We start from the raw sequence: 16,423 nt of genomic DNA on the forward strand, positions 1-16,423 counted from the left end.
GTTTGAGGGGGTTAGATTATGCGTAGATATCAATGAAAAAGTAGACGGTGATGGCCGTTGAAAAAAGTGCCACAAAATTGCGAACGTGATTTGGATTCAGTTGACGTGACACGCGGGCTGCGAGATAGCCGCCCACTAACGTACCTGCCATGACGACACTTCCTTTGCTCCAGTCGATAGAGCCATTCGCGACAAAAACAACGATAGCGACCAGTGAAACAGAGGTCGATACAAGCAGCTTCAATCCGTTCATTAAATTGATGTCCTGATGACCTGCGATCACCAGGTAACTCAGTACAATCACACCTAATCCCGCATTAAAAAAACCACCGTACGCAGCGACCCCAACTAAAAGAATGCCTAATGCGATTGCACCTAAAATACCGGCGTGTTTATGGTCTTTGGTTAAGGCTTTTATTGCCCTAGTTAAACGTGAGCCAAAGATAAACAGTAAGGTGGCAAACAATAATAGCCAGGGAATCGCTTCCAAAAACACGGACTCAGGAATATTCAGTAACAGGTAGGCACCAATGCCACCACCGATAAGGCTTAAGCTGATGGTAAACAGCAACTCTTGCTTATTCTTGAGGATCTCTTCTCTAAAGCCTATTGCACCACTAATGTAGCCAGCACAAGAGGCATAGGTGTTGGTGGCATTTGCGATGACGGGAGGAACACCCACTGCCATTAGCGCAGGAAAAGTGACAAAACTGCCACCTCCGGCAATAGAATTCATGATCCCTCCAATCACTCCGGCAGCGAATAACAACGTCAGTTCCAGCAGCATAAGTCTTCCTTGATTTTTGTTTTTATGTTTTATTTTTAAGGCGTTAACCCTACTGAACTTGATGCAAGAAAGATAGTAGCGAAAGGTCAAAGAAAAAAGCCACCGAGCTGGTGGCTTTGTAGAAGTCAATCATGGGGGACGAGTGACTTATTTATTGTTCAACTTTTACTGGTTGAGCTCGTAGTTTCTGGAACAGTTTTACTAACAGTGGGCTGCCTAGTACCAGTACTGCCAATACCGTAAAGGTTAGAGTAATAGGACGTTCCCACAAGAAACTCAACTCACCATCCGATATCATCAATGCTCGACGTAAGTTCTCTTCCATTAAACCGCCAAGGATGAAACCAAGCAGTAACGGAGCGAGAGGGAAGTTCGCTAATCGGAGTGCGATAGCAGCCATCGCCACAAGCAACATCACAAACACATCCATGGTATTGAATGAGACCAAATACACGCCCGTGATTGAGAAAAACAAAATCATCGGAAGTAGTACTGTTCTAGGTACCGCCAGTAGTTTCGAGATATACGGAATCAGTGGCAAGTTCAGAATAACCAGTACGATGTTGCCAAAGTACATAGAGATAATCACTGACCAGAATACATCCGGGTGTTCAACAAACAGGCGAGGACCAGGTTGAATACCATAGGCGATCAAAGCGCCTAGCATGATTGCGGTGGTACCTGAACCTGGAATACCCAACGTCAACAGTGGTACAAATGAGCCGCTTGATGCTGCGTTGTTCGCCGATTCTGGTGCTACCAGACCACGGATGCTGCCTTTACCAAACTCTTCCTTCTTGTCTTTTGGTGCCAGATTACGTTCCAAACCGTAGCTTAGGAATGCGGCAATCGTTGCGCCTGCGCCCGGAAGTACGCCAGTAAAGAAACCTAGAATCGAAGAGCGAATAGAAACAGGTGCCACTTCTTTAATTTCTTCTTTGGTAACTTTCATCGATCCGATGTTGCTTAGTTTGTCTTGCTCTTCGTTACTCGTATCTGCAGAAGGTTTTAGAATTCCCATCAACGTTTCGCCCAGCGCAAAGGTCGCCATGGCAAGTAACAAGAAGCTAAAGCCATCCATCAAGTCAGTCAGTCCGAACGTAAAGCGTTCTACGCCTACGCCTTTATCGATACCGACTGTAGACAACATCAAGCCAAGAATGGTCATCATCCAGGCTTTAATTACCTGACCTTTACCAGCGAATGCGGCTACCGCAGACAAGCCAAGAAGCATCAAGGCGAAGTAGTCTGAGGATTGGAAACTTAGCGACACACTTGCTAGTGCAGGAGCCGCAACCAACAACATGATCGCCGATAGTGTACCGCCAGTGAAAGAAGAGTAAGCAGCAAGTGCTAATGCTTTACCCGCCTGACCTTTTTGCGCCATTGGGTAACCGTCAAATGCCGTTACCACCGTTGAAGAACAGCCCGGTGCGTTAATCAGAATTGAAGACGTAGAGCCGCCAAATACCGCACCGTAGTAAACGCCAGCCATCAAAATCAAACCAGAAGAAGGTTCGAGACCGTAAGTGATTGGGATCATCAACGCGATAGCTGAAATAGGCCCAAGACCCGGTAGCATCCCGATAAACGTACCAACGAAACAGCCAACAATCACCATCATGATGTTCATTGGCATTACCGCAGTGGATAAACCTTGTAAAATTCCATCTAACATAACTCTTTCCTTTCTTTGGTTACCAGATGGTAAAAATCAAACCAGGCTCAAGGTAGATATCTAGACCTTGAGTCAGCAATAAATAAAAGGCGATAACAAACGGGAAAGAAGCGCCAAACAAAATCGGCTTACGTCTTTCACCTAGTAAGTAAAAGCCTGCTAGAAGGAAGAAACCGGTCGCCAACACAAATCCCAGATAAGTTAGGCCAACGCCATATAGTGCCATTAACACTAAAAATGAGATCAGCAACTTCCAGTTGAACGTCAACACAGCACCACTTTTCTTATTCGGCTGGCCGGTGACTAACAGTAAAAGTGCTAAACCGATACCGATGTACGTCAGAATTGTCGGCAATGTGCGAGCGGTGAACGGTTCATATTCATCTCCAGGAAACAATGCGATTTGAGAAGTTTGGAAACCGTAGCCCAGACAGAAAAGTAAAAAGATCATCGCACCGACGCGATCGCGGCAGAGCAAGTTTTCTTTGGTAAAAAAATTGGTTGAACGAGACATCTTCAACTCCTAACGAAGGTAGAAAAGACCGTATATGGGCGTTAATGAGCAAGGTGATTCATTAACAATTAAGCATTTCGCTGCTAGCCGATCCGCTTATCAATCTATAAACAAAGGAGTGTGTATGCCGAAATAATTGTCGACAATGCCCATATACGGTGAAACTTAGAGTGCAAATACAGGTGGGGCTAATACCAAATCAGGTTTCATTACTGGCTTGGTATTGGAGAAATAGCCCCGTTTACTGCTACTGAAGGAAACCTAATTCGCGCATTAGATCACCCATTTGCTTCTCTTGATCTTCAAGGAACGCGAAGAAATCTTTATCCGCTTTATAGTTGTCGATCCAGCCATTACGGTCACGAACGACTTGCCATTCATCCGTTTTGTACATCTTGGTGAATGCAGAATTCCATTCGTCGATTTTCTCTTGGCTGGTTCCTGGTGCAGCGAAGAAACCACGCCAGTTAGCAAAGACAGTTTCATTGCCGTATTCAGTCAGAGTTGGAATGTTTGGCGCTGCATCTAATCGCTTAGGAGCAGTAATAGCCAGCACTTTAACTTGTCCAGATTTAGACATTTCAAGTACTTCGCCTAAGCCAGTTGAAAGGAGTTGAGTTTCGCCAGAAAGTAGCGCAGCCATCGCTTTGCCGCCCGCATCGTAGCCGATGTAACGGACTTTACGTGCGTCAAAACCTTCGCCTTTAAATGCGGCCGCAATAACCAGGTGGTCCATTGAACCACGAGCTGAGCCGCCAGCGATCTTCACTTTACGTGGGTTTTCTTCAAACGCTTTTACTGCATCTTCCCATGAGTTATACGGCGAGTCTGCAGACGCAACAATAGCACCGTAGTCTGCAACAGTTGCAGCAACAGGGGTTAGGTCACGGAAGGATTGTGGGAAAATACCGCTAAGAGATCGTACTACGATTGGTGTTGAGTTCACCATTAGCGTGTCTTCTTGGCGATCCGCCGTTTCAATCAAGTGAGCGATGGCTTTACCGCCGCCACCACCAGATAGGTTTTGGAATGATACGGTTTCAACGATGTCTGATTTGATTAAAACATCACCCGTACCGCGTGCTGTCATATCCCAGCCGCCACCGGCACCACCAGGAATGAGGAAATGCACTTTTTCTATATCGGCAGCAAAAGCGTTAAATGAAAATGAAGCTGCGATGATAGATGCGGCGAGCGTTGGTTTGATTACCTTTAACATGTTCACGTTCCTTATGTGAGTGACTCTATTCTGTTGATGAGTCTTATTGTTGTTTCAGCATTGAATCTGAACTTTGTTGAAAGGTTAAATAAGTGTTAACGATATGTCTGCAAAAGGTAGATAAAGAGAATATTGGGCATAGTGGGGATTTTGTTCATAAAGTTCACGCCAGAACACGCGAAGTGAACAGAAACCAACCATAATAAACGCACCAAAATAGCAAAGGAGTGAAATGATGAGAGGGACATGTTTATGTGGTGCAATTGAAGTTATTGCAGAACCAAATAATGAAGTCAGCTTATGTCATTGTTCCATGTGCCGAAAATGGACGAGCGGTGCATTTCATGCGGTGCACTGTGGCTCAGACGTCACATTTAAAGGCTCGGAACCTAAGCGTTATCAGTCTTCTGAGTGGGCAGTAAGAGGTTTCTGTGGCGAGTGTGGCTCGAACCTGTTCTACCATTTGCTGTCCAGCAATGAGTACATCTTATCTGCGGGATTGTTCGACAACCCCAATTTTAAGCTGACCTTGGAAATCTTTACCGACGAAAAACCGGGGTATTACGAACTCCATCCGGATTCAAAAACGATGACCGGACAACAAGTCTTTGAGCAATTTGAGCCCAAAGAATGACGCTGTAACTCAATATCTGTTTATCTACCCGCATGATTATTATTAATAATCAAATAGATAAGAGTAGAGTAATTGTCGACAATTAAGATTTTCGTATGACAATTTTACCTACCATCCCGCTTATATTTCGTTTATATCCGATTTTTTAATAAGACCTTAGTCTAAATTGTCGACAATTTACTTGATTGTCGACACTTTGATCGTTTATTTTATATTTAGGTTAAGGAATTGTAGACATTTCGGTGTCATTGATGTGAGTGCCTGAATATGAACTCTGAGTTAAAAGCTCGTTATAAAGTGATAGCTTCTGAGAAAGAACACACTAAGTCTGAAACACTGACGGAGTCTTTGATAGAAGTTATCGTAAACGGTGATGTTGCGCCGGGGAGTAAAATCTCAGAGCCAGAGCTTGCCAGGAAATATCAAGTCAGCCGTGGGCCTTTACGTGAAGCGCTGATGCGTTTGGAAGGTTTGGGTCTGATTGAACGTATCCCGCATGTTGGAGCGAGAGTCACGACCTTTTCTCCAGAAAAGCTGATTGAGCTTTACTCGGTACGAGAAGCGCTAGAAGGGATGGCAGCAAGGCTTGCGGCTCGCCATATTACCCAAGAAGAGCTATTGAGCTTAGAAATGCTATTGTCGACACATTCAAAGCATATCGACCAGGTAGAAGGCTCTTCTTACTTCCACCAGCATGGTGACTTTGATTTCCACTATCGCATTATTCAGGCAAGCCGAAATAGCAAGTTGATTACTTTGTTGTGTGATGAGTTGTACCACTTACTGCGCATGTATCGTTATCAGTCACCACGTTCGCAATCTCGTCCAAACGAAGCACTCAACGAACACAAATATATTTTGGAAGCCATTCGTAATCGCGATGAAGAACTTGCAGAAATGTTAATGAGACGACACATCTCTGGGAGTCGAAAACTCATCCAATCGCAGATTATTCATACAGAAACTGAAAGTTTAGATAAAGACTAGAAGGAATTCGTCATGAGCTTAACACCGGGGGCGAAGTTCAGACTCGCCATTGAACAAAACAATCCGCTACAAATTGTCGGTACCGTTAACCCATACTGCGCCATGATGGCGAAAAACCTGGGGCATCAGGCGATTTACTTGTCTGGTGGCGGTATTGCAAATGCTTCATACGGTTTGCCAGACCTAGGCATCACCACACTCAATGACGTGTTGGTGGACGTTAACCGCATTACAAACGCCTGTGATTTGCCATTATTGGTGGATATCGACACGGGTTTTGGTGGTGCATTCAATATCGCTCGCACGATCAAACAAATGGAAAAAGCAGGCGCGGCTGCAGTACACATGGAAGATCAGGTAGCGCAGAAACGTTGTGGTCACCGCCCAAACAAAGCGATTGTTAGCCAGCAAGAAATGGTAGACCGTGTTAAAGCGGCGGTTGATGCGCGTAACGACGAAAGTTTCGTGATTATGGCTCGTACCGATGCCCTTGCGGTTGAAGGTATGGACAGCGCGATTGAACGAGCGATTGCTTGCGTGGAAGCGGGCGCGGACATGATTTTCCCAGAAGCGATGAACAAACTGGATCAATACCTACAGTTCTCAAATGCGCTTGAACAAGCAACGGGCAAACATGTTCCGATTCTGGCGAACATTACCGAGTTCGGTGCAACGCCACTTTACGGATGTGATGAGTTGGCAAAAGCGAAAGTGGACATGGTGCTTTACCCACTCAGTGCGTTCCGTGCAATGAACAAAGCTGCAGAAACGGTTTACAAGCACCTGCTACAAGTAGGCAATCAGGAAGCGCTGGTTGATTCGATGCAGACACGTAAAGAGCTATACCAGCACCTAAATTACCACGAATACGAAGACAAACTTGACCAGCTATTCTCAGAAGGAAAATAGCGGGGAAGTAGAGAATAAACGGAAGCCCAAGAAAAGATAATCGGAATTTATCAAATCCAATAACGTGAAAATTGTCTGGTGAATAAAAACGCTCCAAAGAGAGCACAGCCAGATAGAAAAGGAGTTCAAACAATGCCTCAAACTGAAGCAAAGAAAGCAGAGTTAGGTGGCGCAGGCCTACGTGGTCAAAGCGCTGGAAGCACAGCTTTATGTACTGTCGGTAAAACGGGAACAGGTCTTACTTATCGCGGCTACGATATTACTGACCTTGCCAATAATGCTCAATTTGAAGAAGTGGCGCACCTGCTGTTACGTGGTCACTTACCAAATCAACAAGAACTCGATGCTTACAAGACGCACCTGTTAAGTCTTCGTGGTTTGCCAACTGAGCTTAAACAAGCTCTTGAACTGATTCCTGCGACTGCGCACCCAATGGACGTAATGCGTACAGGTTGTTCAATGTTGGGTAACTTAGAGCAGGAAATGAGCTTTGAAGAGCAACTGCAATCAACGGAGCGTATGCTCGCGCTATTCCCTGCAATGATCTGTTACTGGTACCGCTTTAGTCATGACGGTGTACGTATCGACACTGAAGATCAGACTCAAGACAGCATCGGTGGTTACTTCCTGAAACTGTTGACTGGTAAAGAGCCAACGGAACTGCACAAACAAGTGATGCACTGTTCATTGATCCTTTACGCAGAGCATGAGTTTAATGCGTCAACATTTGCTGCACGCGTTTGTGCATCAACACTGTCAGACATCCACTCTTGTATTACTGCGGCAATCGGTACGCTTCGTGGTCCACTTCACGGCGGCGCAAACGAAGCGGCGATGGAAATGATTGAAGATTGGCAGACGCCAGATGAAGCAGAAGCGAACATCATGCAAATGCTTGCTAACAAAGACAAGATCATGGGCTTTGGTCATGCGATTTATCGCGAAAGTGACCCGCGCAACGCGTTGATCAAGCGCTGGTCAGAAGAGCTGTCGAAGCAAGTGGGTGACACACACCTATATGCGGTATCTGAGCGTGTTGAATCAGTGATGAAGCGTGAGAAAGGTCTGTTCTGTAATGCGGACTTCTTCCATGCATCGGCTTACCACTTTATGGACATTCCGACCAAACTGTTCACTCCGATATTCGTGATGAGCCGTTTAACGGGTTGGGCTGCACACGTGTATGAGCAACGCGCGAACAACCGCATTATTCGCCCAAGCGCAGATTACACAGGTCCAGACCATCAGGAATGGGTGCCTATCGAAAAACGCTAGCGCGTTACTCCTTCCTCTATGCGATTCTCTCCACATGGGGGAAGGAGTATTTCTCATCACAAAGGTGACTAGAACGACTACTACATCTCAAAAACAGTTCTCCAATCAAGTCTCCAAACAACTTTTCTAGAGTAACGTTTCTAGAGTGATGGGGAGAAGGCCAAGATGTACAGATTGAATGGAAGCAAACCATGAGCACAAATATTAATACCCAATATCGTAAGTCGCTTCCGGGGACTCAACTTGATTACTTTGATGCCCGCGAAGCCGTAAATACTATTTCTCCTGGAGCCTATGAAACGCTCCCTTATACCTCACGCGTTCTTGCCGAGCAGCTTGTACGACGCTGCGATCCAAACGTATTAACCGACAGCCTAAAACAGCTTATTGAGCGTAAGCGTGATCTCGATTTTCCCTGGTATCCTGCACGTGTCGTATGTCACGACATCTTAGGCCAGACGGCTCTGGTTGACTTGGCTGGTCTTCGCGATGCGATTGCCGATCAGGGCGGTGACCCTGCAAAAGTAAACCCAGTGGTTGAAACACAGCTTATTGTTGACCACTCACTTGCGGTAGAACACGCAGGGTTTGAGCCAGACGCATTTGAGAAAAACCGTGCGATTGAAGAGCGCCGAAATGAAGACCGATTCCACTTTATCGAGTGGTGTAAAACCGCATTTGAAAACGTCAGCGTAATCCCAGCTGGTAACGGCATCATGCACCAAATCAACCTGGAAAAAATGTCTCCAGTGGTGCAGGCGAAGCAGGGCATTGCTTACCCGGATACCTGTGTAGGTACTGACAGTCACACGCCTCACGTTGATGCGCTTGGTGTTATCGCGATTGGTGTTGGTGGTCTGGAAGCAGAAACTGTAATGCTTGGCCGACCATCGATGATGCGTCTGCCAGATATCGTTGGTGTAAAACTGACGGGTAAACGTCAACCGGGCATTACCGCAACGGATATCGTTTTGGCGATTACCGAGTTCCTGCGTAATGAGCGCGTTGTTTCTTCTTACCTTGAATTCTTTGGCGAAGGTGCACGAGACCTGACTATCGGTGACCGCGCAACCATCTCCAACATGACGCCAGAATACGGCGCAACAGCGGGTATGTTCTACATTGACGAACAGACCATCAACTACCTGAAACTGACTGGTCGTGATGAACAGCAAGTCGACTTAGTTGAGAAATACGCGAAACAAACCGGCCTTTGGGCAGATGATCTTGATAATGCAGTTTACGAGCGTGTACTTGAGTTCGATTTGTCATCAGTAAGCCGTAACATGGCTGGCCCTTCGAACCCTCACCGCCGTTTGCCTACTTCTGAGCTGGCACAACGTGGCATTTCTGGTGCTTGGGAAGAGAAAGAGGGCGAGTTGCCAGATGGCGCGGTGATCATCGCTGCGATCACATCGTGTACTAACACCAGTAACCCACGAAACGTCGTCGCTGCGGGTCTTGTAGCGAAAAAAGCCAACGAGCTTGGCCTTGTACGTAAACCTTGGGTGAAGTCATCATTTGCTCCGGGTTCTAAAGTTGCGCGTCTTTACCTGGAAGAAGCAGGCTTACTGCCAGAACTAGAGAAGCTTGGCTTTGGTATCGTCGGCTACGCATGTACCACCTGTAACGGTATGAGCGGTGCGTTGGATCCAAAAATTCAGCAAGAGATCATCGATCGCGATTTGTACGCGACAGCGGTACTGTCTGGTAACCGTAACTTTGATGGTCGAATCCACCCTTACGCGAAGCAAGCTTTCTTGGCTTCACCACCATTGGTTGTCGCTTATGCGCTAGCGGGTACGATTCGTTTTGATATCGAGCGTGATGCACTGGGTACTGACCAAAACGGCAAACCAATTTACCTAAATGATTTGTGGCCAAGCGACGAAGAGATCGATGCGGTGGTTGGTAAACACGTTAAACCAGAGCAGTTTAACCAGGTTTACATCCAGATGTTCAAGCTGGATGACGCGGCGCAAAACTCGAATCCGCTTTACGACTGGCGTCCGATGAGTACTTACATTCGTCGTCCTCCATACTGGGAAGGTGCACTAGCGGGTGAAAGAACGCTGTCTGGCATGCGTCCTTTAGCAGTTCTTGGTGACAACATCACGACCGACCACCTATCGCCATCGAATGCGATCATGGCGAGCAGTGCGGCAGGTGAATACCTAGCGAAAATGGGTGTGCCAGAAGAGGATTTTAACTCTTACGCAACCCACCGTGGCGACCACTTAACGGCGCAACGTGCGACCTTTGCTAACCCGAAACTGTTCAACGAGATGGTGAAAGAAAACGGCGAAGTGGTACAGGGTTCTCTAGCTCGAATTGAGCCAGAAGGTCAGGTTGTTCGCATGTGGGAAGCAATTGAAACTTACATGAACCGTAAACAACCACTGATCGTGGTAGCTGGCGCGGATTACGGTCAGGGTTCATCCCGTGACTGGGCCGCAAAAGGCGTTCGATTGGCAGGGGTAGAAGCAATCGTTGCTGAAGGCTTTGAGCGTATCCACCGCACTAACTTGGTTGGTATGGGCGTACTGCCACTGCAATTCAAACCAGGTGTTAACCGCAATACGCTAGAACTGGATGGTACGGAACTTTACGACGTAGTTGGCGAGATTAAGCCGGGCGCTGATTTAGCCTTGGTCATTACACGCAGCAATGGCGAAAAAGTCGACGTTCCTGTTACCTGTCGCCTAGACACCGCTGATGAAGTTCACGTGTATAACGCGGGTGGCGTACTGCAGCGTTTCGCGCAAGATTTCTTGGCGCAATAAGGAGTGGTTATGGAAAACAATACTCCGAATCAAATGAGCCAAATCAAAGTGCCGGCGACGTATATGCGTGGCGGCACGAGTAAAGGGGTCTTTTTCAACCTCGAAGATTTGCCTGAAGAAGCGCAAGTGGCTGGAGCCGCGCGTGACAAGCTATTGTTACGCGTAATCGGCAGCCCGGATCCTTATGCGAAGCAAATCGACGGTATGGGTGGCGCAACCTCCAGTACTAGTAAAATAGTGATTGTTTCACGCAGCAGCCAAGACGATCATGACGTTGACTACTTATTTGGCCAAGTGTCGATTGATAAGCCATTCGTAGACTGGAGTGGTAACTGCGGCAATTTGTCTGCGGCAGTCGGTCCCTTCGCCATTCATGCTGGCTTGATTCCACAAGATCGCATTCCTGAAAATGGGATTGTGACGGTGCGCGTTTGGCAGGTGAACATCAGTAAAACCATCTTGATCCACGTGCCAATCGTCAATGGTTTCGTGCAAGAAATCGGCGAGTTTGAACTCGATGGCGTGACATTCCCAGCGGCAGAGATTCAAGTGGACTTTGTTGACCCGGCGGACGGTGAAGGCAGTATGTTCCCAACGGGTAACTTAGTCGATGATTTGGTGGTGCCTGATGTGGGCACTTTCAATGCCACGTTTATCAACGCGGGTATTCCGACCATTTTCATTGATGCTGAGTCGATTGGCTATCAGGGTACTGAGCTACAAGATGATATCAATAACGATGACGCTGCATTGGCAATGTTTGAATCGATCCGAGCTCATGGCGCGTTAAAAATGGGTCTGATTTCTGAACTAGGAGAAGCTCAGACACGCCAGCACACACCAAAAATCGCTTTTGTATCCAAACCGAAAAGCTACCTTTCTTCAAGTGGCAAAGCGGTAAATGATACCGATATCGATGTGCTTGTCCGCGCGTTGTCGATGGGCAAACTTCACCATGCAATGATGGGAACAGCAGCCGTTGCAATCGCGTCTGCAGCATGTGTGCCGGGAACGCTGGTTAACCTGGCAGCTGGTGGCGGTGAAAAAGAGTCGGTGACTTTTGGCCACCCATCAGGAACGTTAAAAGTTGGGGCACAAGCGAAGCAAACTGAACAGGGCTGGGTGGTGCAAAAAGCCATCATGAGCCGAAGTGCGAGAATACTGATGGAGGGATTTGTGCGTGTACCCTCCAATGTCTTTGAATAGAGAAGCAATGTCAGGACATACTGGAGGAAGCAATATGTCTTCATACGAAAAAGAATATTTATGGGCGAAAAACGAACCGGAGAGTTTTTGGCGCGCTCAAGCGGAGAATATCGACTGGTTCGAATCTCCAAAGACCATCTTGAATACTGATGAAAACGGTATTGAGCGTTGGTTCCCAGATGGCGTGATGAACACGTCTTGGTTAGCACTGGATTACCATTGTGAACAAGGTCGAGGTGATACCGCCGCTCTGATTTATGATTCACCAGTGACAGGGAATAAAAAGACCTATACCTACACTGAGCTGCGCGATCAAGTCGCGAAAGTTGCCGGTATGTTGTCTGCTCAAGGTGTAGAAAAAGGCGACCGAGTCGTTATTTACATGCCGATGATCCCAGAAGCGGCAATGGCGATGCTTGCGTGTGCACGTTTAGGCGCGATTCACTCAGTCGTGTTTGGTGGCTTTGCACCAAATGAGCTGGCAGTGCGTATTGAAGATGCCGAGCCTAAAGTCATCATGACGGCATCGTGTGGTATCGAAATCAGCAAAATCATTCCATACAAGCCAATGGTGGACAAAGCCATCATGGATAGCCGTTGGAAGCCAGAGAAAGTGTTTGTTTTCCAGCGTCCGGAATGTGAAGCCGAGCTAAACCAAGAAAGAGATCTGGATTGGCAGCAAGAGTACAGCCAAGCACTTCCACACGCTTGTGTACCAGTACTGGCGACAGATCCGCTCTACATCCTTTACACATCAGGTACGACGGGTAAACCGAAAGGCGTGGTTCGTGACAACGGTGGCCATGCGGTAGCGCTGAAGTACTCAATGAGTGCCATTTACAATATTCCACAGGGTGGCGTGTTCTGGGCTGCATCTGATGTTGGCTGGGTAGTAGGGCACTCTTACATTGTTTACGCACCATTGATTCATGGCTGTACAACGATACTGTTTGAAGGCAAACCGGTTAGAACGCCTAATCCGGGAGCTTTCTGGCGGGTATGTGATGAGTACAAGGTGGATGCGTTGTTCTCTGCACCTACCGCATTCCGCGCGATTAAGAAAGAAGACCCAGAAGGTGAGTTTTTAAAACATTACGATTTGTCTAACTTAAAAACCATCTTTATGGCTGGTGAGCGTTTGGACCCTCCAACTCTTGAATGGGTGCAAAGCAAAGCCGACAAACCGGTTATCGATCACTGGTGGCAAACCGAAACGGGTTGGGCTATCGCGGGTAACCCAACAGGTATTGAAATGATGCCAGTTAAAGCCGGATCTTCGACAAAGCCAATTCCGGGTTATCAAGTTGAAATTCTTGATGAACTTGGTGAGCCAGTGAAAGCCAATCAGCAAGGTTTCGTTGCGCTAAAACGTCCGTTACCGCCAAGCTGTTTACCAACCGTATGGCGTAACCATGATCGTTTTGAGACAGGTTATCTGAGCCAGTTCCCAGGCTACTATGTGTCGGGTGACGGTGGTTATCTCGACGAAGACGGCTACCTATTCATCATGGGACGTATTGATGATGTGATTAACGTCGCTGGTCACCGCCTCTCTACTGGTGAGATGGAGGAAATCGTTGGTGGTCACCCGGCCATCGCAGAATGTGCTGTAGTTGGCATTCACGATGATCTGAAAGGGCAGCTTCCACTTGGCTTTGTGGTACTGAAAGACGGCGTTAAAGTTGACGAGTTGGATCTGGAAGGCGAGTTGGTCGGAAAAGTACGTAGTGAGATCGGTGCGGTTGCCTGCTTTAAGCATGCGCTGGTCGTTGATCGCTTACCGAAAACGCGTTCAGGGAAAATCTTACGTCGAACCATTCGCCAAATTGCTGATGGTGAGAAATACACGGTTCCATCAACCATTGACGATCCAACCAGTCTGAGTGAAATCGAACGTGTTCTTCGTCGATAGCATTTAATCTATTCCACGTTTAATGTTTTGCCCCTGCAATCCCTGCAGGGGCTTTTTTCTTTCCGGCGAGTGGTAATTTCAATATGGTCGCAGTAAGAATAACCAAATAACGACTTTATTGATCCTAGTGACTTGCTATCCCTGTACTTTGGTCACAAACTACAAAGGTTCAAATTTTAGTAAGCTTTTTTATGAGTGCATTTGTAATTAAATCGGCGTGTTTTGACGACATCTCTATTCTCAATGACCTTATGTTCGACTTGCATGATGAGCATCATGTTCAATCACCGGAACTGTTTAAAACGGCAGAAGAAATTGAAGAAGAGAAAAGCATCGGACGCTATATAGATAACCCAGAATGTCTGGTTTATGTCGCTGCAAAGGACGATGAAATTATAGGGTTTGTTTCTGGTCACTTCTGTGAGCTAATTTCTGTCGTCAGTAAGCCAGTGATGATGGGCAGTGTTGATGAACTGTACGTGTTGCCTGAGTTCAGAAAGCAAGGGGTCGCAAAAGCACTGCTTGATAGAATTGAATCCACTTTTATTAATTATGGCGCGAAGCAGATGTTTGTCGAAGTATGGAACTTTAATCAACAAGCGTTAGCGCTCTATGAAAAGCAGGGATTTGGTCACCACATTCATTGCTTAAGAAAACCCATTGCTTAAGAACACCGCTGATCATGCCTGGTGATTCTGATTAAATCCGAACAGCCTTATTTCGGAGAATAATATATAAATGCATTTAGTTGCATTTTCATGGAGGATGGAGCATTCCCAAAACATTGCTAGAAATTATTCATTTTAAACAAATGCGCCTAATCTCAGTTGCAGAACTGAGAATTTAAACATGGAGCAGAAATTTTCCTGACATGAACCCATATAACTGTCAGAATTGCCATCGCAATTACGCATTATGTCCGGGTAATGTCAGCGTTAGATTAATTTTTTATCTCTAACTTCCCCGGTCTTATGTATCATACGCATAAGGCATCACTAAGTTTTTCCAAAATCTATCAGTATTGCTGCCTTCACACGTCGGTTATTATTAAAGGTTACATTTTGTGTTGAGACAGTTATTTTTCCTCACTCTTTACTGCGTATTACTGGGTAGTTCCCCCGCTATTGCTGCGTCGTCGTCTTCAGAGTCAGTAAAAGGCGCACTTTGTGTTGTGCGAGCAGATGATAAATTGGTATTGATTCACGAGATCCTAACCAATCGAATTTCTTTGCCCGGAGGCACAATAATTGAAGGCGAACAACCAAGAGCCGCTGCTCAAAGGGAAACTTGGGAAGAAACCGGATTAGTCGTTACGGTGGGCAAAGAGTTAGGCCGCACTGAGACGGCCGTGTTCTTTGACTGTGTGTCAGATTCGGAGATCATTTCTTACTCAATGATCAATTCGATGGGGGGAAATGAGCTACCAATTTGGTTTGCGCCACATTATGGTGTCGAAATCGCGTCAGCAATGTTGCTAACACCAGAACAGCTTCCCGTTTCTACTTATCGTTATCCCGCACAGTGGCAAACGGTCGTTGATTATTTCAACGATGCGACGCATCAACCAGTGCATTACATTAATCATTTGATTGAGTCTGCACCATCGTTTCGTCAAATCGAACTGGATTGGATGATGGAGTTACAAAACTGGGTCGGCTCATTGTCAGCAACCAGTTTTCAGACGGCTTCTCAGGCTGCCGAAATGATTTTAGAGCTCACGGCACCAACCATTTTACTGTTTTTGTTCCCGTTCGTGATGATGCGATTTGGTAGCCGGTTTGTTTTTCGACTATTTTTCGCAATTTCAGTAACGTCAGTGATGATACTTGTCGCGCAGCAGGGATTTTCATTGCCAAGACCGCATGTTTATATGCCAGTGGTCGAGCTTACACACAGCTTCGGTTTCAGTTTTCCAAGCTTGCCTATCGCAGTGTGGTGCTGTGTGCTCACTTTTCTATTCCACAAAATCGGTAACTTTGGCGTAAATGGCTCAACGGGGCTGATTATTGGTATGACGTTGCTGGTTGTGCTGGCTAAATTCTTCCTTGGTACGGCTTTTATCTTGGATATGTTGCTGGGGGCGTTGTTGGGTATTTTGGTCGCTTGGCATATTCTGCGTTTGGAAGTAAACCCGGAGATACACGTTGATCAGTTACTCACTTCGAAAGGAGTGTGGTTGGCTATGACGGTATTTACGGCGGTGATTTGTGTTGTTTGGCCGTTACCAGTATTTGGCAACTGGCTCGCTATTCTGATGGCGGCCTCTGTGATCGTTTTGACGTTTGATAAATCCCAAGTGCAGTTAAGTGTCAGACAGGCTGTTTTTGTTATTTTGGCTTTGATATTAGCACAGCAGTTGTACCTGTATTCAGCAACGAGCGTATCGTACAGCGGCTTTTGGTCTCTGGTATTTATCACGCTGCAATACCCAATGTTGATGCTGTTATTCACGCTTCTGGTAAGAAAATTGACTCAAGGCAAGCGTTTGAAAAGCAGAGTACTGGACGTCGAATAGGACT

At 46.5% G+C, this 16,423-nt stretch carries 13 protein-coding genes; 9 read left to right on the top strand and 4 right to left on the bottom strand.

Features of this window, described 5'->3' with window-relative positions; all coding sequences use genetic code 11:
• Positions 1–16: 16 nt before the first annotated feature.
• The 4 genes from V1U08_RS07070 to V1U08_RS07085 form a co-directional block, all read right to left on the bottom strand.
• Complete coding sequence (locus V1U08_RS07070) at positions 17–787, bottom strand: sulfite exporter TauE/SafE family protein (RefSeq protein ID WP_330470294.1); 771 nt, start codon at positions 785–787, stop codon at positions 17–19.
• Positions 788–938: 151 nt separating this feature from the next.
• Positions 939–2,465: a tripartite tricarboxylate transporter permease gene (locus V1U08_RS07075; RefSeq protein WP_330470295.1), complete on the bottom strand. Its 1,527-nt coding sequence runs from the start codon at positions 2,463–2,465 to the stop codon at positions 939–941.
• A 19-nt stretch (positions 2,466–2,484) separates the two neighbouring features.
• A complete protein-coding gene (locus V1U08_RS07080; protein ID WP_330470296.1) occupies positions 2,485–2,979 on the bottom strand; it encodes a tripartite tricarboxylate transporter TctB family protein in 495 nt (164 codons plus the stop codon).
• Between the two features lie 247 nt (positions 2,980–3,226).
• The gene (locus V1U08_RS07085; RefSeq protein WP_014231940.1) at positions 3,227–4,198 is read right to left on the bottom strand and encodes a tripartite tricarboxylate transporter substrate binding protein; all 972 of its coding nucleotides are present in this window, start codon (positions 4,196–4,198) and stop codon (positions 3,227–3,229) included.
• A gap of 235 nt (positions 4,199–4,433) precedes the next feature.
• On the opposite strand from V1U08_RS07085, the gene V1U08_RS07090 reads away from it, so the two are divergent.
• From V1U08_RS07090 to V1U08_RS07130, 9 genes are all read left to right on the top strand, one after another.
• On the top strand, positions 4,434–4,832 hold the full coding sequence (locus V1U08_RS07090; RefSeq protein WP_020336342.1) for a GFA family protein: 399 nt from the start codon (positions 4,434–4,436) through the stop codon (positions 4,830–4,832).
• Positions 4,833–5,099: 267 nt separating this feature from the next.
• Positions 5,100–5,819, top strand: a complete 720-nt coding sequence (locus V1U08_RS07095) for a GntR family transcriptional regulator (protein ID WP_014231938.1) — start codon at positions 5,100–5,102, stop codon at positions 5,817–5,819.
• A 12-nt stretch (positions 5,820–5,831) separates the two neighbouring features.
• Positions 5,832–6,728: a methylisocitrate lyase gene (gene prpB, locus V1U08_RS07100; protein WP_243974032.1), complete on the top strand. Its 897-nt coding sequence runs from the start codon at positions 5,832–5,834 to the stop codon at positions 6,726–6,728.
• Between the two features lie 132 nt (positions 6,729–6,860).
• Positions 6,861–8,003, top strand: coding sequence for a bifunctional 2-methylcitrate synthase/citrate synthase (gene prpC / locus V1U08_RS07105; protein ID WP_020336340.1), 1,143 nt, complete (start codon positions 6,861–6,863; stop codon positions 8,001–8,003).
• 191 nt (positions 8,004–8,194) lie between these two features.
• Positions 8,195–10,786: a Fe/S-dependent 2-methylisocitrate dehydratase AcnD gene (gene acnD, locus V1U08_RS07110; protein ID WP_268669300.1), complete on the top strand. Its 2,592-nt coding sequence runs from the start codon at positions 8,195–8,197 to the stop codon at positions 10,784–10,786.
• Positions 10,787–10,795: 9 nt separating this feature from the next.
• Positions 10,796–11,992: a 2-methylaconitate cis-trans isomerase PrpF gene (prpF, locus tag V1U08_RS07115; RefSeq protein ID WP_330470297.1), complete on the top strand. Its 1,197-nt coding sequence runs from the start codon at positions 10,796–10,798 to the stop codon at positions 11,990–11,992.
• 34 nt (positions 11,993–12,026) lie between these two features.
• Complete coding sequence (locus tag V1U08_RS07120; RefSeq protein WP_020336337.1) at positions 12,027–13,904, top strand: propionyl-CoA synthetase; 1,878 nt, start codon at positions 12,027–12,029, stop codon at positions 13,902–13,904.
• 191 nt (positions 13,905–14,095) lie between these two features.
• On the top strand, positions 14,096–14,572 hold the full coding sequence (locus V1U08_RS07125) for a GNAT family N-acetyltransferase (protein WP_020336336.1): 477 nt from the start codon (positions 14,096–14,098) through the stop codon (positions 14,570–14,572).
• 395 nt (positions 14,573–14,967) lie between these two features.
• A complete protein-coding gene (locus tag V1U08_RS07130) occupies positions 14,968–16,419 on the top strand; it encodes a bifunctional NUDIX hydrolase/phosphatase PAP2 family protein (protein WP_330470298.1) in 1,452 nt (483 codons plus the stop codon).
• Positions 16,420–16,423: the final 4 nt, after the last annotated feature.

The organism is Vibrio sp. YYF0003 (assembly GCF_036350715.1).
Classification (GTDB): Bacteria; Pseudomonadota; Gammaproteobacteria; order Enterobacterales; family Vibrionaceae; genus Vibrio; species Vibrio natriegens.